Genomic DNA, 20,599 nt, shown 5'->3' with positions numbered 1-20,599 from the left:
AATGACGTGTACACGCAGTGGGTCTCGGTCATGAGGGGATTTCGGTTGCGAATCGGTCACGCGGGCCGGGGCCTTGCGGCGGAGCCCGGTCTGCGCTGAACTGACGTACCGTCAGATCCCCTCGTCGAGAGGACGCGCATGCAGACCGTCTGGCTCACCGGCGCCGAATGGCTCGCCGTCCTCCGCATCGGCCTCGGCCTGTGGTGGCTGGAGAGCTGGCGCCACAAGGACAAGAAGGGCTGGTTCGAACGCGGCACCGGCATCGCCTGGGCCGCGGACGTCGCCGGCAAGCACCGGTGGGCGGCCGTGAAGAGCGGCTTCGACACCGTCGTCGCCCCGCGCCCCAAGCTCATGGCGTACGTCGTCGTCTACGCCGAACTCGCCCTCGGCCTCGGCCTGGTCACCGGCCTCCTCACCCCCGTCGCCCTCGTCGGCGGCCTCCTCCTCAACCTCCTCTACCTCGTCCTGATGATCCACGACTGGGCCGAGCAGGGGCAGAACGCGATGATGGCGCTCATCTCCCTCGTCGCCCTCCTCGCCATGTCCTGGCAGACCTGGTCCCTCGACTCCGCGATCGGACTCTTCTGATGACGGCCACCCCGGCGAACCTCCCCGACATCGATTCGTTCACCCGCCCCTACTGGGACGCCGCCGCGGACGGACACCTGCTGCTCCGCCACTGCGCCGCCTGCGACCGCGCCCACCACTACCCGCGCGAGTTCTGCCCGCACTGCTGGGGCGAGGACGTCGAGTGGCGGCGGGCGAGCGGCCGCGCGACCCTCTACACCTGGTCGGTCGTCCACCGGAACGACCTCCCGCCCTTCGGCGAGCGCGTCCCGTACGTCGCGGCCGTCGTCGACCTCGCCGAGGGGCCGCGCATGATGACGGAGGTCGTGGGCGTGGCGGAGGGCGACCTGCGGATCGGGATGGAGCTGCGGGTCGCCTTCCGCCGGGACGGGGACGTGACGGTCCCCGTCTTCGGGGTCTAGAGGGCCGGGATGTTCCGCCAGAGCTGGCTGGAGTCGGAACCGCAGGCGTAGTCCATCGCGAACGAACCGGCCGTCAGGCACTGCCCGTCACTCATGTTCTTGAAGGTCCGGCCGGAGGACGAGGAGGAGACGACCTTCCAGGACTGGAGGCTCGCTCCGTTGCAGGCGGCGGTCGTCACCGTGGTGTTGCCCGCGGGCTGGAGGCAGCGGCCGGACTTCTTGTTGACCAGGCGGAAGGTGCCGTTCGCGCCGGACACGTAGGTCCAGGAGAACCGGTAGGCGGTGCCGTTGCTGCCCTGGGAGCCGCACTCGGCCGTGGTGACGAGATCGCCGAAGCCCGCGTTGTACTCCGCCAGGCAGTTGCCGGTGTTCGCGTTCTCCAGGGAGTACGTGCCCGAGGGCGCCGACGTGGTGGGCGGCGGGGGCGCGGGCCTGGTGGTCGTCGGCCGCGGGGCGGGCTGCTGGGGCGTCGACCCGCCGGAGGAGCCGGAGGTGGAGCCGGAGCCGGAGGTGGAGCCGCCGGAGGAGCCGGACCCGGACCCGCCGGAGGTGGTCGTGCTCGAACCGCCCCCGCCGGTGGAGGAGCCCCCGCCGGCGACGGAGCCGCCGCCGCCCGTGGCGGCCGGGGGCGGGGCGCCGGGCGACGGCTTCCCCGACGGCTTGGCGGACGGCTTCGCCGAGGGCTTCGCCGACGGCGTCCCCGTCGTCCCGGTCGCCGGCGGTACGGAGGCGGGCTGCGAGGCCACCGTGGACGGAGACGACGCGGGCGGGCTCGCTCCCAGGTGGCCGACGTACGGACTGAGGGCGACGGTCAGCGTGGTGCCGGTCGCCACGACGACGGGCACGGCGAGCACCACGAACCTGTTCCGCCGCCACCGGGGCTTCTCGGGGACGGCCTGACCGGTGACGGCCAGGGGGTCCGGGGAGCCGGTCGCGGGCTCCTTCGGGGCCTGCGGGGTCAGCGGGGCCGTCGCCACGTCCTGCGCCGGGTCCGTCCGCTCCAGCTCCGCGAGCTGCTCGGCGGTGGGCGCCCCGGCGGCGAAGGCGGCCCGCTCGGCGATCCGCCCGGCGACGGCCTCGGGCCAGACGGCACCCGCCGCCCGCTCCTCGGCGAGCGCGACGAGCTCCTCGGCCGTCGGCCGGTCCGCCGGATCCTTGGCGAGGCACTTCCGTACGAGCTCCGCGAGCGCGGGGTCGCCGTCCGCGAGCCGCCCGAAGTCGGGCTCGCCGTGGACGACCCGGTAGAGCAGGTCGGGCCCGGAACCGTCCCCGAACGGAGGCCGCCCGTTCGCCGCGTACAGCAGCAGGCTGCCCAGGGCGAACACGTCGGCGGCGCCGGTCAGCCGCCGGTCGGCGACGGCCTGCTCGGGCGCCATGTAGGCGGGGGTGCCGATGACCATGCCGGTCTTGGTCAGCCGGCTCTGGTCGGCCGCGCGGGCCACGCCGAAGTCGATGAGGGAGAGGCCGCCGCCGGTCAGCATCACGTTCGACGGCTTGAGGTCGCGGTGCACCATGTCGGCGCCGTGCACCACCCGCAGCCCGGCCGCCGCCTCCCGGAGCAGCCGCCACAGGGCGTCGCCGGTCAGCGGGCCGCCGTTGAGGCGGATGGCCTCGTTGAGGGTGATGCCGGGGATGAACTCGGTCGCGAACCACGGCGGCTTCGCCGTGCGGTCGCTCGCGAGGAGCTTGGTGTTGGCCCCGGCGGGCAGCCGGGCCAGGTTGTCGAGCTCGTGCCCGAAGTGGCTGAGGAAGTCGGCGTCCTCGGCGAGCACGGGAAGCACCCGCTTCACCGCCGCGAACTTCCCGGGCACGGCCCCCAGGTAGACCCGCCCCATGCCGCCGGACCCGAGCACCCCGAGGAGCCGGAACGCCCCGATCTGCCGGGGGTCGCCCGGCTCAAGGGGCATTGCCCCGCTGCCGCTCAAACTGTCCGAAGTGGATCGGTCTTCCGGTTCCCCCTGCATGGGCCACACAGTAGCCGAGCGGGTTTGCGATCTGAATGGAGGCCAAGTGCCCGTTTCCAAGCCGTGGTTGGGGCGCTGCGGGCCATGAGGGAAAAACCGGTTGGAGGGCCGGGGCGACCGCTGCTACTTTTCGGACAGCCGTGCAAGAGAACCTGGAGGTGGTACCCGTGAACACATCGACGACATGGGTGCTCCTCTCCGAGGTCACGGTCGGGCGGTAGGTCGTCGCCCGGGAGCGCCGTTTTCGAGCATTCCCGAAAGGCATGACCATGCACTTCACCTCTGAGCAGCGTCTCGACGGCGACGTCCTTGAGCGCGCGTTCACCCTCGGCGACGCCTCCGACACCCCCGACGCCTCCGGCATCCCCGGCATCCCCGGCATCCTGTGGACGCCCGCGTCCGCCTCCGCAGCCGCCCCCGTGCCGCTGATCCTGATCTGCCCCCCTCCGCTCGGACTGGACAGGGTGTACCCCCGGCTGGCGGGGCGGGCCCGGTACTACGCGGCGGAGCACGGCTTCGCCTCGGCGACCATCGAGCTCCCCGGGAGCGGCGAACGCCCCCGGTGGGAGGAGGCCGAGCAGGCGCGCGCCGAGATGCGCCGGGTGCTGGAGGCCGGGGAGCCGGTCACCGACGAGATCATCGACCGCGTCGTCCTCCCGCTGGTCGAGAGGGCGGTGCCGGAATGGCGGGCCGCCCTGGACACCTTCCTCTCCCTGCCCGAGATCGACGGCCCGGTCGGGTACGAGGGCGGGATCATCTCCATCGGCGTCCGCCTGGCGCGGGTCGAACCGCGCATCAAGGCCGCCGGCCTCTACGCCGGGAGCTTCATCCCGCGCGCCGTGTTCGAGGAGGCCCGCCAGGTCACCGTCCCGCTGCACGTCCTGCTCCAGTGGGACGACGAGGTCAACGACCGGCAGGCGTCCCTGGACCTCTTCGACGCCTTCGCCTCGAAGGAGAAGACGCTCCACGCCAACACGGGCGGCCACGCCGGCGTCCCGCAGTTCGAGCTCGCCCCCGGAGCCGGGTTCTTCGCCCGGCACCTGAAGTAGGACCGGCGGCGGACGCCGCCCCGGCCGGCACCACCGCCGGCCGGGGCGGGTCGGGTCACGGCGCCCAGGGCGCCGACAGCAGCTCGGCCACACTCCGCCGCCCCCGCCCCTCGGGCGCCTCCTCGGCCGCCCTCCCCAGCGCGACCATGGAGACGATCGCCCACCCGGGGTTCGGGTCCAGCTCCTTCGTCAGGCCCTCCATGTCGAAGGCCCGGAACTGGTGCGCGGACAGCCCCGACGCCTGCGCCTGTACGGTCATGTGGGCGACGGCCTGGCCGAGGTCGTAGTCGGAGAACTCCGAGTACTGCAGCTCCGTGTCGTCGACATGACGTCGCGTCAACGTGACGACCAGCAGTCCCGCGTCCGTCGCCCACCGGGCCGCGCTGGGCGCGAGGTGCGGCAGCACCCGCTCGTGGTCCGCCTCGCCCGGCCGGCTCACGAAGAAGCCCCACGGCTGGGAGTTCCCGGCGGACGGCGCCCACCGCGCGGCTTCGAGGAGCAGGCCGAGGGTGTCGTCGTCGACGACCGCCGACGGGTCGAACCGGTAGGGGCTGAACCGTCCGGCCAGCAGGGGGTGTATGCCGCCGGACGGCTCCAGATCACGTCGCATGTCCCGGTCCAACCGGCCCCCTGACAGGCGTATTCCGGCCAGGTGGACCAGGTGGGAAAACCAGGTCGGTCAGTAGCCGACGGCCTCGCGCAGCAGCAGGACGGTGCCGCGCCCCGGGTACGGCTCCGCGTTGAGGACGAGCAGGCGGTTGACGGCGCTGTCCGAGCCGTACACCGCCTGGCAGCGGGCGTTCTCCAGTCCGAGGCAGTGCTCCTCGACGCGCCGCAGGGCCGTGCCCAGGTCCGGCACCACCTTCTGCGCGCCGACGACCCAGACCGCGTGCGCGGCGCCGCCCGCGTTGGCGGGGAGCTGGCTGCCGCTGCCCGAGGCGAGGACGAGCGAGCCCGTCTCGGTCACCGCCGCGACGCTGTTCACGACGAAGTCGGGGCAGGCGGCGAGCCGCCGGATCTCGTCGCCCTCGGTGGCCCGGTCCATCGCCAGGAGGCGCGGCCTGACGGCGTCGTACCGGCCGGAGGCGTTGAGGTCCTCCTCGATGCCGGACAGCCGCAGGGTCTCGCTCGCCCCGGTGAAGACGCTCGCCCCCTCGGGGATCAGCTCCCTCACGCGCGCGCGTGCCCCGGCCGTGTCGTCGAGGACCTCGACGGCGAAACCGTTCGCCCGCAGCGCGGCGGCCACCCGCTCAAGCCGCTCGCCCGTCGCCGGGTCCGCGAAGGAGACGCCGGAGGAAACGGAGCCGGGCGCCGCCCCCGCCAGCGGGGAGGTGTCGAGATACCTGACCTCGTACTCCCGCTCGGCGAACCGCCAGCCCTCCCCGGTCCGCTCGTACCGGTCGTGGTACACCGCGAAGTTCATCCCCTGGCGCCCGTCGAGCGTCCGCGCGAGCTCCTGGATGTACGCGCGGCCGGTCGCCCTGTCGCCGTCCACCTGGATCGTGCCGGGGTGCGTGGTCTGCACGAAGAAGTCCCACTGGCTCTGGAGCCGCTCGCCCCCGGCGAGGATCTCCTCCCGGCCGACCTGCTCCACCGGGATGTTCGGCATCCGCAGGACCCCGTCCGGTGTGAACAGCGCCGCCAGACGCGCCCGGTCGCGCATCATCGCCGCGTCGGTGAACTCCCCGCGCAGCGCCTCGATCTCGACGCGGTCCGCGATGGCCTGGAAGTCGTTCATCGGTGTTCCCTCTCGGTCGTGTCACCGCCTTCACCGAGACGACAAGGCAGCCCTCCGGAATGTGAGGCGGCGCGGCGGCCTCACATTCCGGGGCGCTGTCCGGTCGTACACGGTGGAAGCAGGCACACGAGCGCGCACCGACACGAGCGAGGGAGACGCCGGACCATGACCACAGGAGCCGAGATCATGAACGAACGGCGCCGGCTGCTCAACCTCGGCTACCGGCTCCTCGGCTCCCTCGCCGACGCCGAGGACGTCGTCCAGGAGACGTACGCCCGCTGGTACGCCCTGTCCGCGCGCGAGCAGCAGGCCATCGAGTCCCCCGGCGCCTGGCTGACGACCGTCGCCGGCCGCATCTGCCTCAACCTGCTCGGCTCGGCGCGGGTCCGGCGCGAGACCTACGTCGGCGACTGGATCCCGGAACCCCTGCCCGAACCCGCACAGAGCGCCGACCCCGCCGACCGGATCACCCTCGACGAGTCCGTGACCATGGCCTTCCTGGTCGTCCTCGACGCCATGACCCCCGCCGAACGCGTCGCCTTCGTCCTCCACGACGTCTTCCGCTACCCCTTCGGCGAGGTCGCCGAGATCGTCGGTCGAACGCCTGCGGCCTGCCGCCAGCTGGCCTCCTCCGCCCGCCGCCGCCTCCGTACGGCCACGGCGCGGGGCCCGGCGGGCCCGGGCGCCGCCACCGGGCAGGCGGGCGTCGTGCGGCGGTTCAGGACGGCCTGGGAGGCCCAGGACATCGAGGCCCTCATCGGCCTGCTCGACCCCGCCGCCGTCGCGACCGCCGACGGCGGCGGCCTCGCCGTCACCCACCCGCGCCCGCTCGTGGGCGCCGAGCGGATCGCACGGGGCTACGCCGAGATCGCCCGCCTGTGGGACGGCCGCACGACCTTCCAGGAGCGCACGGTCAACGGCGTGCCCGGCCTGGTGGCCTGGCAGGACGGCGACCTCGCGACCGTCTTCGCCTTCGAGATCGCGGGCGACCGGATCCGGCGCATCTGGGCGGTGCGGAACCCGGAGAAGCTCCGCCCCTGGAGGACCGGCTGACGGCGCCCGCGCCTGCCGGGAGCGACCGTCTCAGGAGAACTCGTTGAACTTCCCGGTCTCGCCCGCGTAGAGCGAGGTGGTGGAGCGGGGCAGGAAGGGAGCGTCCCAGGCGCCCTGGCTCTCGTAGAGGTAGGAGCCGTTCGGGCCGATCGCCAGGAGGTCCTGGCGGGCCCACCTGTTGGCGTCCCCGACCGGGACCAGGTGGGTGTACTGGTTCCAGCCCGACCCGACCCTGATGCGCTTCGTGAGGGTTCCGTCGCCGTTGCCGAGGTACAGCCACAGGACGCCGGCGGCGTCGCGGGCGACGAGGTCGCCGGGCGTGGCTCCCGCGACGTTCCCGGTGGCCACGAGCTGGTTGTAGATGCCGTAGCCCCAGCCGATCTTCTTGCGGGCGGAGAAGGGGGCGTTGAGGTTCCCGGTGCCGGGGAGGAGCCAGAGGTCCCCGGCCTTGTCCGTGGCGAGGAGGTCGGGCTTCCCGTCGCCGGTGAGGTCACTGCCCCCGGCGATCTTGTTGTAGATCCCCCAGCCGCCGCCGACCTTGCGGCGCGGCGCGAACGTGCCGTCCCCCTTGCCCTCGTGGAGCCAGAGCACGCCGTCCTTGTCCCGGGTCACCAGGTCGGGCGCCTTGCTCCCGCCGAGGTTCCCGGCCGCCTCGATCCGGTCGTACGCCTGCCAGCCGCTGCCCACCAGGGAACGCCCCGCCGGGTAGAAGATCCCCCCGCGGTAGTACGTGTCGTCGCGCCAGAGCCGGCCGGCGGAGTCGCGGGCGAGGACGTCCGGCGAACCGTTCGAGGTGTAGTCGTGGAGCTCCGGGTTGTAGGCGAGGGTGAACGTCCCCGTGCCGTGCACGGGCTCGCCGATCCCGTTGCGGGAGGTGGCCTCGACCTCCCACGTGTAGGTGCCGCTGGGCGCGGCGGAGCTGTCGAAGAGGCCGTCCCAGCCGATGTAGAGGCCCGTGCGGTGGACGTATCCGCCGGAGTACGTGAACTTCTTCTCCTGGCCGGTCGCGTTGTGGCGCAGGGTGATCCGCGCGTTCACGTTGGTCCGGTTGAGCTTCCAGGAGAGCCCGACGTTCCGGATGTTGCCGAACATCGTGAGGGTGTCGGCGCCCGTGTACTGGGGCACCCCGATGCCGGTCTCGTCGCCGCTGGCCGCGACGAGCGCGGCGGCGGGCACCCCGTCGGCGTCCGGGGCGATCCGGTACAGCCCTTCCCCGTGCTCCTCCGTGCCGCCCCGCACGAGCAGCGCCCCGTCGGGCGCGACGACCGAGGAGGCGCGGTGGGTGAGGACCGGCAGGACGGTGGCGCCGCCGTCCTTCAGGGACCGCGCGACCAGCGGGGCCGTCTCCGGGGACACGGCCTCGTCGAGGCCGCGCCGCTGCCCGGTGAGCGCCCAGTCCCCGAGCAGGTCGACCCGCATCTGCTCGGTGGTCGTCACGAGCTGCTTCCTCGTGGTCGCCCCGGTGGCCCGGTCGCGGACGACGAGGGTGCCCGCCTCGAACCAGGCCAGGGTCTTGTCCGTGGCGGCGACGCGCTCCAGGGAGGAGGGGGCCGCGAACGACTGGGTGACCTTCCCCGTGGCGGTGTCCACGATGTCCATCTGCTCGATGCCGTGGGTCTCGCCCGGCTGGACGGAGGACACCCCCAGCTCACCGTCGGCCATGTACACGACGGCGCGCGTCGCCCTGTACTGCCGGTCCACCGTGGTCTGCGAGACGGCGTCGCCCTCCTTGCGGACCAGCCGCAGCTCGCCGAGGTACCACAGGGCCAGCGTCGAGCCGTTGACGGCGGCCGGCGTGTACGTCGAGGAGTCGGCGGACAGGTCGACGGTCACCGGCTCGCCGCCCGCGGCCATGTCGTACAGCTTGAAGACGTTCCGCGCGGTGGTCACGGCGACGACGTCCGACCGGCTGTTCCCCACCGGCTTCCCCGGCAGCTCGACCGTCGACCCGTCCGCGTACCGCGTCCAGAGCAGCTTCTCGCCCTGCGTCAGGAAGCCGGTCTTCCCGGCGCTCACGATCTCGCTCTCGGCGGGGAAGGAGAGCGGGACCTCCTGGCCCGCCTCCACCCCCGCGCTCACGGACGGGCTCACGGCGGCCTGCGCCGGTACGGCGGTCAGTGCGGCGCCCGCCGTCAGCGCGAGAACGGTCGCGACGGCGGCGGACAGGGCTTTCCGGGCATGGGCCACAGCGGGTTTCCTCCCCTGGTGGAGCCGAGCGGGGCTCACGAGGCGCGGGGCGCGCCGAGTGCGCGCACCACACCCCGTGGGACCCACGAGGGGAACGGGAGGTTGTACGGGAATCAACCCCGCGTGTACGCGAGGATCTCCGCGGCCGCCTCCGCGAGGGTGAGGAAGTGGCGGTGGGCGTCCGGATGCGGGCCCGGGGTGTTGACCGTCCACACCGTCATCCCCGCCGCCAGCCCGGAGCGCACCCCCGACGGCGCGTCCTCGATCACGAGGCACTCCGCCGGGTCCGCGCCCAGCTTCTCCGCGGCGGTCAGGTACGGGACGGGGGACGGCTTCCCCTCGGCCACCGAGCCCGCGTCGACGATGAGCCCCGGCAACGGCAGCCCGGTCCGCTCGAACCGCCCCCGCACCCGGTGCTCGTAGTTCGACGTGACCAGCGCCCACCGGTCCGCCGGGAGCGCGTGGAGCAGCTCTGCGGCCCCCTCGAAGGCCTCGTACGAGCCCGTACGGACGTCCTCGTCCTCCAGCGCATGCAGGAGGGCGAGGCACTCGTCCGGATCCTCGTCCGGCACGACCTCCGCGAACGTCTCCACCGGCCGCGTCCGCAACGCCGTCGCGTACACCTCCGCGCCGTCGAGCCCGTACCGCGCGGCCCACTCGTGCCAGACGCGGCGCTGGTTCTCGACGGCGTCCATCAGAGTGCCGTCGACGTCGAAGAGAACGAACTTTATGGAGGTCACGCCCCGGATGCTACGTCCAGGAACGCCGCCCAGGAGGTGGGGGAGACGGCGAGCTGGGGGCCGTGGGGGTTCTTGGAGTCGCGGATGTGGATGAGGGTGGGGTGGGCGGCGACCTCGATGCAGTTGCCGCCTTCGGAGCTGCTGTAGCTGGACTTGCGCCAGTCGTAGGCGACTTCGATGCACTCGCCGCCCTCGCCGCTGCTGTAGCTGCTCTTGAACCAGGCCAGACCGGTGGTGCTCATAGCTCTCCCAGCATCTTCTCGATCAACTCCAGGGACTCGCGGGGCGTGAGTGCCTGCGACCGCAGGATCCCATAGCGCTCGGTGTACACGCGCACCTCTTCCGGGGCCGTGATCAGCCGGGGATGCCCGTAGATCTCGGTGTACGCGACCTCGCGTCGGCCCGGGGGCGTCAGGAGCGTGAACGCGCCGTCGAGCGAGGGGTGTTCCTCCCACTTGAGCGGCATGACCTGGAGGTGGACCGTGCGCCGACCGGCGATGTCCAGGATGCGGCGCAGTTGCTCGCGGAGGACGTCCGGTCCGCCCGTGGGGCGGCGCAGGATGGCCTCCTCCAGTACGAAACTGATCGTCGTCGGCGGCCACTTGTCGAAGATCGACTGGCGGGCGAGACGGTCGGCCACCCACTTCTCGATCGTCTCCTCGTTCCACACCGGTCGCCGGTGGCGCATGACGGCCCGCGCGTACGCCTCCGTCTGCAGGAGGCCGGGAACGGCCTGCACTCCGTAGTAGTGCAGGGCCACCGCATCGGCTTCGGCCTTCGCGAAGTTCCGGAACCAGTCCGGGTGCCGCACCCGCGCCTGCGCCAACGCCTTCTGCACGTCCTCCACCGCCGCCGCCAGCACGCCCCCCGCCCCCACGGCCGGGTCCACCCGCAACAGGAAGTCCGGCTGAGGCGTCCGCACCCCTCTCTCGACCGCCGAGATCAGGTCCTCGCTGCAATGCGTGATGTCCGCCAGCTCCGCCTGGCTCAGGCCCGCGTTGTTCCGCAGCACCTTGATGATCTTGCCGATCGCACGGAAGAGATGCGCCGTGCCGTCCGCCTCGGAGGGCCGCTCCGGCCGCTCCTCCTTGTTCCCCGACATCCGTACCGCCTTCTTGGCGTACCCGTACAGTTACCCAGCGTCGTCGCGTCGCTGCTGGTCAGCGTACGGGCGGGGGCCCAGGCTCGGAGGCATGAAATCTGAAACTGCCACTCCAACCGGTGAGTTCACGCTCCGGCTCTCGGCAACGCGCCGGGGCGCACGCCTGGCGCGGTTACTGGCTGTGCAGCAGCTGCATGACTGGGGGGTGACGGGGGCCCCGGCCGAGGCGGCGGAGCTGGTCGTCGCCGAGCTCGCGAGCAACGCCGCCCTTCACGGGCGGGTGGCGGGGCGGGACTTCGAGGTGCGGATGGAGCTGGACGAGGACCACGTGCGGATCGAGCTGTCCGACGCGCGGGGCGAGCGGAGGCCCGTACCGGCGCGGGAGCAGGACGAGGGCGGGTACGGGCTGCTGCTCGTCGCCGCCCTCGCGACGGCGTGGGGGGTGAAGGACCGGTCCGTCGGCAAGACGGTCTGGGCGACCGTGCCGACGGACCGGCGGTGGACCGTGGGGCCCGGTCAGAACAGGGTCACGGAGCCCGTGCCGAGCGGGTCCGGGTTGTAGACGTTCAGACGGGCCTTGAAGGGCCAGCGCCAGTCGCCCGTGCCCCGGTAGACGGCGAGGGTGTCCAGGGCGCCGCCCGAGACGCCCTGGACGACGAGGTCGGGGCGGCCGTCGCGGTCGGTGTCGCCGACGCCGACGATGTCGATGTACTGGTTCCAGCCGGAGCCGATCTTGATGCGGGGCGCGAAGGTGCCGTCGCCCTTGCCGAGGTAGAGCCAGAGGACGCCGGCGGAGTCGCGGGCGACGAGGTCCCCGGCCTTGCCTCCGGCGATGTTGCCGGTGCCGGTGATGCGGTTGTAGATGCCCCAGCCGGTGCCGACCTTCTTGCGGGCCTCATAGGGGGCGTTGGTGTTGCCGGTGCCCTTGTAGAGCCACAGGGCGCCGGCGTTGTCGGTGGCGAGGAGGTCGATGCGGCCGTCGCCGGTGAGGTCGCTGCCGCCGGTGAGGTGGCGGTAGATGCCCCAGCCGGTGCCGATCTGCTTGCGGGGGGCGAGGGCCGTGCCGGTGCCGGAGTGCAGCCAGAGGCGGCCCTCGCGGTCCCGGGTGAGGACGTCGGCCTGCGGGGAGCCGTCGAAGTTGCCGGGGGCCACGACGCGGTCGTAGATCTGCCAGCCGGTGCCCATGACGACGGTGGTGCGCTTGGAGGGGTCGCCGTGCTGCCCGGTCTCGTACAGCGTCTGGCGGGCGTCGTAGTTGACGACCTGGCCCGTGCTGTCCCGGACGAGCAGGTCGGGGGCGCCGCTGTCGGAGAAGTCGTGCGGGATGGACTTGGACGAGAAGGCCTTCATCGTGCCCGTCCGCTCCACCGAGGGCCCGATGCCGTTGGCGGGCGCGGCGGTCAGCTTCCAGGTGTAGTCGCCGAGCGGGGCGGAGGTCTTGTCGTCGAGCATCCCGTAGAAGAACGCGCTGGTGCCCGAGGGCCAGACTTCCGAGGTGTAGGTCTTGCCGGTGGCGTTGTGGGTCCAGACGAAGGAGACCTTCGCCTTCCTGCTGAGGTCCCACATGGCGGCCGCGTCCGCGCCGCCCCCGAAGTCGACGGTCGGGGGGACCCAGCGGATCTTCACGTCGAGCGCGGTGGGCACGCCCGTGCTCGCCAGCAGCGTGGCGGCGGGGACCCCGTCGGCCCCGAGGCCGATCCGGTAGATGCCCTTGCCCTGCTCGATCGTGCCGCCGGTGGCGAGCGCGCCGCCGTCGGCGGACGTGCTGGAGCCCGAGACCTCGTCGAGGAGCTTGACCGTGCGCTGCGGGTCGCTGAGGGAGCGGGCGGTGAGGGAGAACAGCGGGCTGGGGGATTCGGCCGTCGCCGCGTCGAGCCGGGCGTAGGCGACCCAGTCGCCGACGAGCTTGACGGTCATGACGGCCGCCCCCTCGCCCAGCGGGGTGCGGGTGATCTGCTTGGTGTCCCGGCGGGCCACCGCGAGGGTCGCCCGGTTGGTGTCGGACCATTCGAGCCAGGCCAGGTGGGTCGCCGACACGGCGGAGGCGGAGGAGGCGTTGGTCTCCAGGGAGTCGTACGTCTCGGTGACCGCGGCGGTGGCGATGTCCACGAGCGCGACGCGGTTGTCGTACACGCCGTCCACCTTGACGCGGTAGTGGACGACGAGGGTGTTCGGGTCGCTGTTCTCGGTCCGGACGAGGACGGCTCCGGAGGGTATGCCGGCCACCGGGCGGTCGACGGTGGCCGCCTGCTCCTTGGTGAGCAGGTGCAGTTCGCGGACGCTGCCCACGGTCTTCGCGGCGACGAACGTGGTCCCCATGTAGCGGAGAGGGGAGTAGGCGGTGCCGTTCGTGTCGAAGGAGGCGACCTCGGTGCCCGTGGACATGTCGGTGTACGTGTAGGTGCCGTTCTCGATCCGGACGATGATGTCCGTGCCGACGCTTCCCGCGTACCTCGTCCCGGGCAGCGTGGTCCGGACGCCGTCCTTGTACCGCGTCCAGGTGTAGACGGAGGCCCCGTTCTCGGTGTGGAACGTCAGGAAGCCGGTGGGGCCGTTGGTGCTGACCGACGTGCCGGCCGGCACGGTCGGGACGTCCTGCTGCTCGGCCGTCGCGGAGGCGGTCGCGGAGGTGGCGTGGATGTCCGACGGAGCCGCGACGGCCGGGGTGGCCAGCCCGGCGGCGGTGACGGCGAGGACGGCGGCGACGGCTGCGGCGAGTCCGAACCGGGGCGTACGTGCGTGGAGCAAGGTGGTGCCTTCCTGGGAACGGTCGGGACGGTCAGAACAGGGTCACGGCGCCCGTGCCGAGCGGCGCCGGGCTGTAGACCTCGGTCCGGGACCCGAAGGGGGCCTTCCAGTTGCCGGTGCCCTTGTAGAGGGCGAGGGTGTCGTACGTGCCGCCCATGACGCCCTGGACGACCAGGTCCGGGCGGCCGTCGCGGTCGGTGTCGCCGACGCCGACGATGTCGGTGTAGCGGTTCCAGCCGGAGCCGATCTTCACGCGGGGTGCGAAGGTGCCGTCGCCCTTGCCGAGGTAGAGCCAGAGGACGCCGGCGGAGTCGCGGGCGACGAGGTCCCCGGCGGGGCCCCCGGCGATGTTGCCGGTGCCGGTGATGCGGTTGTAGATGCCCCAGCCGGTGCCGACCTTCTTGCGGGTCGCGAAGGGAGCGTTGGTGTTGCCGGTGCCCTTGTAGAGCCACAGGGCGCCGGCGTTGTCGGTGGCGAGGAGGTCGGCCCGGCCGTCGCCGGTGAGGTCGCTGCCGCCGGTGAGGTGGCGGTAGATGCCCCAGCCGGTGCCGATCTGCTTCCGGGCGGCCAGGCCCTTGCCGGTGCCCGAGTACAGCCACAGGAGGCCGCCGCGGTCCCGGGCGATGACGTCGGCCTGCGGGGAGGCGTCCACGTTGCCGGGGGCCACGACGCGGTCGTAGATCTGCCAGCCGGTGCCCATGACGACCTGCGTGGGCTGCGCCGGGATGGCCCAGTGCCCCGTCTCGTAGAGGGTCTGGCGGGCGTCGTAGTTGATGATCCGGCCCGCGCTGTCCCGGACGAGCAGGTCGGGGGTGCCGCTGTCCGTGAAGTCGTGCGGGGCGGGCTTCGCCGTGACCTTGAGCGTGCCGGTCCGCTCCACGGAGGGCCCGATGCCGTTGGCGGGCTCGGCGGTCAGCTTCCAGGTGTAGTCGCCGAGCGGGGCGGAGGTCTTGTCGTCGAGCAGGCCGGTCCAGGTCGTTCCGCTGAGGTAGGGGCGGTCCAGGTGGACGCGCTCGGAGGTCCAGCGGCGCCCGGAGGCGTTGTGGGTGATGACCACGCTGAAGTTCGCGGCCTTGCTGAACTCCCAGAGCAGGGTCGCGTCCTGGCCGCGCGCGAAGTCGACGACGGTGGGGAGCGGGCTGGTCGCGCTGTCCCCGACGAGGAGCGCGGTGCTCCTGTCCTTGTCGGCCGTCTTCGTGACGACCGGATCGCCGTCCGTGCCGACGGAGATCCGGTAGATGCCCTCGCCCTGCTCGACCGTGCCGCCGGTGGCGTACAGGCTGCCGTCGGCGCCCACGGTGGTGTTCGAGACGTGGTCCAGGAGCTTGACCGTGCGCTGCGGGTCGCTGAGGGAGCGGGCCGTGAGGGGCCAGAGCGGGTGGGGGAAGGCGGCCGTTCCGCCGCCGGGCTGGGCGTAGGTGACCCAGTCGCCGACGAGCCCGACCGTCGGGGAGTTCGCCTTGCCCAGCGGGGTGCGGGTGACCTCCGTGGTGCCCCGGCGGACCACCGCCAGGGCCGCCTGGTCGGCGGAGGGCCATTCGATCCAGGCCACGTGGGTCGCCGACACCGCGGAGGCGGCCCGGGAGTCCGTCTGCTGCGTGTCGTACACCTCGGTGACCGTGGCCGTGGCGACGTCCACGAGCGCGACACGGCTGACGTAGACGCCGTCCACCTTGGCACGGTAGTGGACGACGAGGGTGTCCGGGCCGACGCTCTCCAGCCGCCTGTAGGCGGCTTCGGAGGGGATGCCGGCCACCGTGCGGTCGACCGTGGCCCCCTGCTCCTTGCGGAACAGGTGCAGTTCGCGGACGCCGTTCACGTAGGTCATCGCGGCGAACGTGGTGCCCACGAAGGCGAGTCGATCGTAGGTGTCGCCGAGGAGCGTACTGGTGTCGAAGGAGCCGACTTCGGCGCCCGTGGACATGTCGAGGTAGGTGTAGGTGGTCCCGGAGATCCGGACGACGACGTCCGTGCCGGGGCTTCCCGCGTACGAGCTCCCGGGCAGCGTGGTCCGGACGCCGTCCGCGTACCGCGTCCAGGTGAAGACGCGCTGCATTCCGTTCTCGAAGTGGGCCGTCAGGTAGCCCGTGGGGCCGCTGCTGAAGATCGCCGTGCTGTCCGGCACCGTCGGCACGTCCTGCTGCCCGGCAGCCGCGGTCACGGCGGTGGCGTGGATGTCCGACGGAGCCGCGACGGCCGGAGTGGCCAGTCCGGCGGCGGTGACGGCGAGCACGGCGGCGACGGCCGCGGCGAGGCGCGGACGGGGCGTACGGGGCGTACGGGCGGAGCTCAAGGTGTGGTCCCCCTCGGAGTACGGGCACGGCGGATGATCAGCCGTGCCCGTACTCGACTCGCGAGGGGCCCGAATGGTTGTACGGAGCGTCAGAGGACGTTGGTGTACTTGATGCTCGTGTGGGTCAGGGCGTCGGTGGGGACGCGGGCCGCGAAGGGGGCGCTCCAACTGCCCGTGCCGTAGTAGACGTACGAGGTGTTGTCCGGACCGTAGACGTACAGGTCGGAGCGGCCGTCGCGGTTCGCGTCGCCGATGCCGGCGATCTGGCTGTACGCGTTCCACCCGGCGCCGACCTTCACGCGGGGCGCGAAGGTGCCGTCGCCCTTGCCGAGGTAGAGCCAGAGGACGCCGTCCTTGTCGCGGGCGACGAGGTCTCCGGCGGTGCCGCCCGCGATGTTCCCGGTGGCGGTGATCTGGTTGTAGATCCCCCAGCCGGTGCCGATCTTCTTGCGGGCCGCGAAGGGCGCGGCGTCGTCGCCCGTGGCCTTGTAGAGGTAGAGACCGCCGGCCTTGTCGGTGGCGAGGAGATCCGGCCGGCCGTCGCCGGTGAGGTCGGAGCCGCCTGCCAGCTTGTTGTAGATCTGCCAGCCGAAGCCGATCTTCACGCGGGCGCCGAGGGGGTTCTGCTCGTCGCCCGTGCCCCGGTGCAGCCAGAGCGAGCCGGCCGAGTCGACGCCGAGCACGTCGGGGGCGGTGGTGCCCGCGACGTTGCCGACGGACTCCATCTGCGGGTAGTTCCAGCCGGAGCCGACGGGCGTCGGGTCCCCGACCGGGAGGACCTTCTTCTTCCCCTGGTCGTAGACGGTGTCGGTCCGGAACAGGACGCCGTCGGAGCCGCGGGCGAGGAGGTCCGGCGAGCCGTTGTCGTTGTAGTCGTGGACCTTGGGGGAGCGGGTGACGGTGAAGTCGCCGGACTCGTGGAGATCCGGGCCGATGCCGTCGGTCGGCTCGGCGTCGAGCTCCCAGCGGTACTGGCCGTTGTAGGCGTTCACGCCGACCTCGTCCCGCGAGGAGGCGAAGTTCCCCGGCCAGGCGAGGTCGACGCCCGACCAGCCTCGCGTGTCCTCGTAGTGGTAGCGGAACCTCTGCCCGCTCTTCTTGTGGACCAGGGTCACGTCGGCCTTGAAGTAACCGTGGGAGAGCTCCCAGCTCAGGCGGGCCGAGTTGTGCCCCGGGTCGAGGTCGACGACGGGGGCGACGTTCGCCTTCTGCAGGGTGAGCGTGATGCCCTCTCCGCTGGAGGCGATCTGTTCGGCGCTGGGCCTGCCGTCCGCGCCCGGGGTGACCCGGTAGACGCCCTTGCCGTGCTCGATGGTGCCGCCCTGGAGGATGAGGCTGCCGTTCGGGCCCGGGAGGACGGTCGACAGGCTGTCGAGGAGCTTCACCGGCTCGCCGCCCGCGATCGGGCGCGCGACGAGCCCCACGGCGGTGCCGGTGGTGCTCCGTTGGCCGTGGACGACCCAGTCGCCGAGGAGACCGGCGACCGGGTACACGGTCGGGTCGAACGCGATCGTCTTCGAGGTGCCGGTGGCCCGGTCGGTGACGACGAGGGTCGTCTCGTCCTGCCACCAGGCCATGCGATCGGCGTCGATCCAGAACGAGCTGGAGGCCGTGGTCCGTTCGGCACCGGCGGTGGCCGTGGCGAGGTCGACGGTGAAGAGGCGGTACGTGGTGCCCGTGCGGTACTGGAACAGTGCGGTGTCACCGGCGGCGCGGACCTTCGGGACGATGTCGAGGTCGTCGGGCAGACCGGTGATCTTCTTGCCGGGGTCGCCCGGCTTGGTGAGGAGACGGAGCTCCTGCGGGCCGCCGGTGGGTTTCACCCGGACGAGGGGAGTGGAACCGATCGTGGTGACGTACGTGTACGACAGGGTCGGCGTGCTCAGCTTCTTCAGGTCGAAGACGACGGGCGCGGTGCCGGCCGGGGCGGACATGTCGCGGAGCCGGATCGCATCGAAATACGGGTTGAGGATCGGCACGATGTCGGACACCGCGGCGTTGGGCTCCGGCCACGCGCTGTCGGGGGGCACCACGAACTCGGACGTACCGTCCGGGCGGTGCCAGCGGTACTCGTAAGAGGTGGTGTCCCTGTCCCAGAGGAACTTCGAGAGGCCCGTGAGGTAGCCACTCGGTCCCACGCTCTCGACCCCCGCGCCGACCGGCAGCTCGGCCACGTCCTGCGCGTTCGCCGTGTTCCCGGCGGCGGCGGTCGCGGCGGTCGCGGCGGCCGGGGCGGGCGCCGGGGCCGCGCCCGCCGGCGGGGCGGCCACGAGTGCCGTACCCGCCGTGAGGGCGAGGACCGCGGTGATCGCGGTGGAGAGCCGGCGCCGGGCCGTGCGTGAATCCACCTGCTTCTCCTCGAATGTCAGAGCGTTAGAGGACATGGGTGTACTTGATGCTCGTGTTGATCAGGGCGTCGGTGGGGACGCGGGTCGCGAAGGGAGCGCTCCAGCCGCCGGTGCCGTTGTAGACGTACGAGGTGTTGTTCGGGCCGAAGACGTAGAGGTCGTTGCGGCCGTCCATGTTGGCGTCGCCGACGCCGACGATCTGGGAGTACTGGTTCCAGCCGGCGCCGATCTTCACGCGGCTGGCGAAGGTGCCGTCGCCCTTGCCGAGGTAGAGCCACAGGACGCCTGCGGAGTCGCGGGCGACGAGGTCTCCGGCGGCGCCTCCGGCGAGGTTGCCGGTGGCGGTGATCTGGTTGTAGATGCCCCAGCCGGTGCCGATCTTCTTGCGGGTCGCGAAGGGCGCGGCGGTGTTGCCGGTGCCCTTGTAGAGCCACAGGACGCCGGACTTGTCGGTGGCGACCAGGTCCGCGCGGCCGTCGCCGGTCAGGTCGGAGCCTCCGGCGAGCTTGTTGTAGATGCCCCAGCCGCCGCCGACCTTCACGCGGGCGCCGAGCGGGTTCCGCCAGTCGCCCGTGCCCGGGTGCAGCCAGAGCACGCCGCCGGAGTCGACGCCGATGACGTCGGGCGCGCTCGTGCCCGCGACGTCGCCGACGGACTCCATCTGCGGGTAGTTCCAGCCGGAGCCGATGTACGTCGGGTCCTCGGCCGGGGCGACCTTGCCCTTCCACGCGTCGTAGACGGTGTCGATCCGGAACAGGACGCCGTTGGAGCCGCGGCCGAGGAGGTCCGGCGAGCCGTTGTCCGTGTAGTCGTGGACCTTGGGGGAGCGGGTGACGGTGAAGTGGCCGATCTCCTGGAGGTCGCCGCCGATGCCGTTGGTCGGCTTGGCGGTGAGCTCCCAGCGGTACTCGCCGTTGTAGGCGTTCTCGCCGGGGTCGGCCTCCGAGGAGGCGAAGTTCCCCCGCCAGAGGAAGTTGAAGTCCGAGGAGTAGCTCGAATCCATGCTGTAGCGGTACCGCTTGCCGGTCGCCTTGTGGACCAGGCTCACCTCGTACGTGAAGCCCTTGTGCGACAGGTCCCAGGACAGCCGGACCCGGTTGTTCATCGGGTCGAGGTCGACGACCGGGCCGATGCTGGTCTTCTTGAACGTCAGCGCGGTGTCCTCGCCGGTGGAGGAGACGAGCGTGGCGGTCGGCTTGCCGTCGGCGCCCGGGGCGATCCGGTAGACGCCCTCGCCGTGCTCGACGGTCCCGCCGCGTGCGAGCAGGGTGCCGTTCGGGCCCGCGACGACGGTCGACAGGCGGTCGAGGAGCTTCACCGGCTCGCCGCCGGCGATCGGGCGCGCGGTGAGCGGCAGCATCGGGTCGCCGGCCGTGCCGCCGCCGACGCCGGTCGCCGTGCCGTAGGCGATCCAGTCGCCGAGGAGGCCGACGGTCGGGGAGTCGGCCTTGTCGAGGGCGATCGTCTGCGGGGCACCGCCGGTGGTGTCGGCGACCACGAGGGTGGTGTTGTCCTGCCACCAGGCCGTGTGCGCGGCGTCGACGGCGCCCGAGCCGTTCCAGCCGGAGGGGACCGCCGTGTGGGCGGTACCGGCGGTGGCCGTCGCCAGGTCGACGGTGACGGTGCCGTACTTGCTTCCGTCGGGCGTGCTCCGGTAGGCGAGGAGCGCGGTGCCGGCAGTGGCGCGCACGCTGTCGACGGTGTCGATGTCGGTGGGCAGGCCGCTGATCTTCGTGCCCTTGTCGCCGGGCTTGGCGAGGAGGCGGAACTCCTTCGGGCCGCTGGCGGGCGTCACCTGGACGAGGAGCGTGGAGCCGATCGTGGCGACGTACGAGTACCGGGCGGTGGCGGTCGACAGCGCGTTCAGGTCGAAGACGACGGCCGTCCCGATGGGGTCGGGGGCGGACATGTCACGGAGCCGGATGATGCGGTTGTCGTAGTTCTGGGGGACCGGCACGATGTCGGACACGGCGGCGTTGGGCAGTGCGGCCCGGTTCTCCGAGGCGGCCACCACGAGCGTGGAGGTGCCGTCCGGACGGCGCCAGTGGTAGTCGTACGAGTACATGCCCTCGGAGTCGTAGTGCTCGGTGGACGTGAGGTAGCCGCCCGGTCCCGCGCTCGTGACCTCCGACCCGACCGGCAGCTCGGCCACGTCCTGCGCGTTCGCCGTGTCTCCGGCCGCTCTGACGGCGGCCGGGGCGACCGCCGTGGCGGCGCCCGCGGAGGGGGCGGACGCAAGCGCCGTGCCCGCCGTGACGGCGAGGACTGCGGTGATCGCGGTGGAGAGCCGGCGCCGGGCCGTGCGTGAAGTCACGTTTGTTTCTCCTAAGCATCGAACGGCACGCACATGTGTGCGTGCCGTTCGATGAGACATGCGAGCGAGCCAAA

At 72.2% G+C, this 20,599-nt stretch carries 16 protein-coding genes; 5 read left to right on the top strand and 11 right to left on the bottom strand.

Translation table 11 applies throughout. The features are described from left to right. Nucleotides 1-138 precede the first annotated feature (138 nt). Together ACH4TP_RS04835 and ACH4TP_RS04830 are read left to right on the top strand one after the other, a co-directional pair. Nucleotides 139-588: a DoxX family protein gene (locus tag ACH4TP_RS04835; RefSeq protein WP_398435678.1), complete on the top strand. Its 450-nt coding sequence runs from the start codon at nucleotides 139-141 to the stop codon at nucleotides 586-588. Then, the gene (locus ACH4TP_RS04830; RefSeq protein ID WP_398435676.1) at nucleotides 588-989 is read left to right on the top strand and encodes a Zn-ribbon domain-containing OB-fold protein; all 402 of its coding nucleotides are present in this window, start codon (nucleotides 588-590) and stop codon (nucleotides 987-989) included. Before ACH4TP_RS04835 ends, ACH4TP_RS04830 begins: the two co-directional genes overlap by 1 nt. On the opposite strand, the gene ACH4TP_RS04825 is transcribed toward ACH4TP_RS04830, so the two are convergent. Then, nucleotides 986-2,896, bottom strand: coding sequence for a protein kinase (locus ACH4TP_RS04825; RefSeq protein ID WP_398435674.1), 1,911 nt, complete (start codon nucleotides 2,894-2,896; stop codon nucleotides 986-988). The two genes, ACH4TP_RS04830 and ACH4TP_RS04825, sit on opposite strands and share 4 nt — an antisense overlap. 326 nt (nucleotides 2,897-3,222) lie before the next feature. On the opposite strand from ACH4TP_RS04825, the gene ACH4TP_RS04820 reads away from it, so the two are divergent. Then, nucleotides 3,223-4,002, top strand: a complete 780-nt coding sequence (locus tag ACH4TP_RS04820) for an alpha/beta hydrolase (protein ID WP_398435673.1) — start codon at nucleotides 3,223-3,225, stop codon at nucleotides 4,000-4,002. 55 nt (nucleotides 4,003-4,057) lie between these two features. On the opposite strand, the gene ACH4TP_RS04815 is transcribed toward ACH4TP_RS04820, so the two are convergent. Both ACH4TP_RS04815 and ACH4TP_RS04810 read right to left on the bottom strand, forming a co-directional pair. Further along, the gene (locus ACH4TP_RS04815) at nucleotides 4,058-4,612 is read right to left on the bottom strand and encodes a nitroreductase family protein (protein ID WP_389221222.1); all 555 of its coding nucleotides are present in this window, start codon (nucleotides 4,610-4,612) and stop codon (nucleotides 4,058-4,060) included. A gap of 69 nt (nucleotides 4,613-4,681) precedes the next feature. Continuing rightward, nucleotides 4,682-5,740 carry an LUD domain-containing protein gene (locus ACH4TP_RS04810; RefSeq protein ID WP_398435671.1) on the bottom strand — a complete coding sequence of 353 codons (1,059 nt, stop codon included), beginning with the start codon at nucleotides 5,738-5,740 and terminating at the stop codon, nucleotides 4,682-4,684. Between the two features lie 165 nt (nucleotides 5,741-5,905). Here ACH4TP_RS04810 and sigJ point away from each other — a divergent pair, with 165 nt between their 5' ends. Then, entirely contained in the window at nucleotides 5,906-6,793 is an 888-nt protein-coding gene (gene sigJ / locus ACH4TP_RS04805) for an RNA polymerase sigma factor SigJ (protein ID WP_398435670.1), read from the top strand. Nucleotides 6,794-6,823: 30 nt separating this feature from the next. Here sigJ and ACH4TP_RS04800 read toward each other — a convergent pair whose 3' ends face one another. The 4 genes from ACH4TP_RS04800 to ACH4TP_RS04785 form a co-directional block, all read right to left on the bottom strand. Further along, a complete protein-coding gene (locus ACH4TP_RS04800) occupies nucleotides 6,824-8,980 on the bottom strand; it encodes an FG-GAP repeat domain-containing protein (RefSeq protein ID WP_398435668.1) in 2,157 nt (718 codons plus the stop codon). A 113-nt stretch (nucleotides 8,981-9,093) separates the two neighbouring features. Next, entirely contained in the window at nucleotides 9,094-9,720 is a 627-nt protein-coding gene (locus tag ACH4TP_RS04795) for an HAD family hydrolase (protein WP_398435667.1), read from the bottom strand. Then, on the bottom strand, nucleotides 9,717-9,962 hold the full coding sequence (locus tag ACH4TP_RS04790; RefSeq protein ID WP_398435665.1) for a DUF397 domain-containing protein: 246 nt from the start codon (nucleotides 9,960-9,962) through the stop codon (nucleotides 9,717-9,719). The genes ACH4TP_RS04795 and ACH4TP_RS04790 overlap by 4 nt, the downstream gene beginning before the upstream one ends. After that, the gene (locus tag ACH4TP_RS04785; protein WP_398435663.1) at nucleotides 9,959-10,822 is read right to left on the bottom strand and encodes a helix-turn-helix domain-containing protein; all 864 of its coding nucleotides are present in this window, start codon (nucleotides 10,820-10,822) and stop codon (nucleotides 9,959-9,961) included. The genes ACH4TP_RS04790 and ACH4TP_RS04785 overlap by 4 nt, the downstream gene beginning before the upstream one ends. Before the next feature lie 91 nt (nucleotides 10,823-10,913). On the opposite strand from ACH4TP_RS04785, the gene ACH4TP_RS04780 reads away from it, so the two are divergent. Continuing rightward, a complete protein-coding gene (locus tag ACH4TP_RS04780) occupies nucleotides 10,914-11,384 on the top strand; it encodes an ATP-binding protein (RefSeq protein WP_398183934.1) in 471 nt (156 codons plus the stop codon). Here ACH4TP_RS04780 and ACH4TP_RS04775 read toward each other — a convergent pair. The 4 genes from ACH4TP_RS04775 to ACH4TP_RS04760 all read right to left on the bottom strand — a co-directional run bounded on the left by ACH4TP_RS04775 (nucleotide 11,339) and on the right by ACH4TP_RS04760 (nucleotide 20,525). Further along, the gene (locus ACH4TP_RS04775) at nucleotides 11,339-13,570 is read right to left on the bottom strand and encodes an FG-GAP repeat domain-containing protein (protein WP_398435661.1); all 2,232 of its coding nucleotides are present in this window, start codon (nucleotides 13,568-13,570) and stop codon (nucleotides 11,339-11,341) included. The two genes, ACH4TP_RS04780 and ACH4TP_RS04775, sit on opposite strands and share 46 nt — an antisense overlap. A 31-nt stretch (nucleotides 13,571-13,601) precedes the next feature. Beyond that, on the bottom strand, nucleotides 13,602-15,863 hold the full coding sequence (locus tag ACH4TP_RS04770) for an FG-GAP repeat domain-containing protein (protein ID WP_398435659.1): 2,262 nt from the start codon (nucleotides 15,861-15,863) through the stop codon (nucleotides 13,602-13,604). An 89-nt stretch (nucleotides 15,864-15,952) separates the two neighbouring features. Continuing rightward, nucleotides 15,953-18,211, bottom strand: coding sequence for an FG-GAP repeat domain-containing protein (locus tag ACH4TP_RS04765; RefSeq protein ID WP_398435658.1), 2,259 nt, complete (start codon nucleotides 18,209-18,211; stop codon nucleotides 15,953-15,955). A 25-nt stretch (nucleotides 18,212-18,236) separates the two neighbouring features. Continuing rightward, complete coding sequence (locus ACH4TP_RS04760) at nucleotides 18,237-20,525, bottom strand: FG-GAP repeat domain-containing protein (protein ID WP_398435656.1); 2,289 nt, start codon at nucleotides 20,523-20,525, stop codon at nucleotides 18,237-18,239. Nucleotides 20,526-20,599: the final 74 nt, after the last annotated feature.

The sequence above is a fragment of the Streptomyces sp. NPDC021012 genome, from assembly GCF_044333355.1.
Lineage (GTDB): Bacteria > Actinomycetota > Actinomycetes > Streptomycetales > Streptomycetaceae > Streptomyces.
The sequence above is the reverse complement of the archived record's forward strand: the minus strand, read 5'-3'. Positions and strand labels throughout refer to the sequence as shown.

Coding starts and splice junctions, on each gene's coding strand:
- ACH4TP_RS04835 (WP_398435678.1), top strand. CDS start 139: ATGCAGACCGTCTGGCTCACCGGCGCCGAATGGCTCGCCGTCCTCCGC.
- ACH4TP_RS04830 (WP_398435676.1), top strand. CDS start 588: ATGACGGCCACCCCGGCGAACCTCCCCGACATCGATTCGTTCACCCGC.
- ACH4TP_RS04825 (WP_398435674.1), bottom strand. CDS start 2,896: ATGCCCCTTGAGCCGGGCGACCCCCGGCAGATCGGGGCGTTCCGGCTC.
- ACH4TP_RS04820 (WP_398435673.1), top strand. CDS start 3,223: ATGCACTTCACCTCTGAGCAGCGTCTCGACGGCGACGTCCTTGAGCGC.
- ACH4TP_RS04815 (WP_389221222.1), bottom strand. CDS start 4,612: ATGCGACGTGATCTGGAGCCGTCCGGCGGCATACACCCCCTGCTGGCC.
- ACH4TP_RS04810 (WP_398435671.1), bottom strand. CDS start 5,740: ATGAACGACTTCCAGGCCATCGCGGACCGCGTCGAGATCGAGGCGCTG.
- sigJ (WP_398435670.1), top strand. CDS start 5,906: ATGACCACAGGAGCCGAGATCATGAACGAACGGCGCCGGCTGCTCAAC.
- ACH4TP_RS04790 (WP_398435665.1), bottom strand. CDS start 9,962: ATGAGCACCACCGGTCTGGCCTGGTTCAAGAGCAGCTACAGCAGCGGC.
- ACH4TP_RS04785 (WP_398435663.1), bottom strand. CDS start 10,822: ATGTCGGGGAACAAGGAGGAGCGGCCGGAGCGGCCCTCCGAGGCGGAC.
- ACH4TP_RS04780 (WP_398183934.1), top strand. CDS start 10,914: ATGAAATCTGAAACTGCCACTCCAACCGGTGAGTTCACGCTCCGGCTC.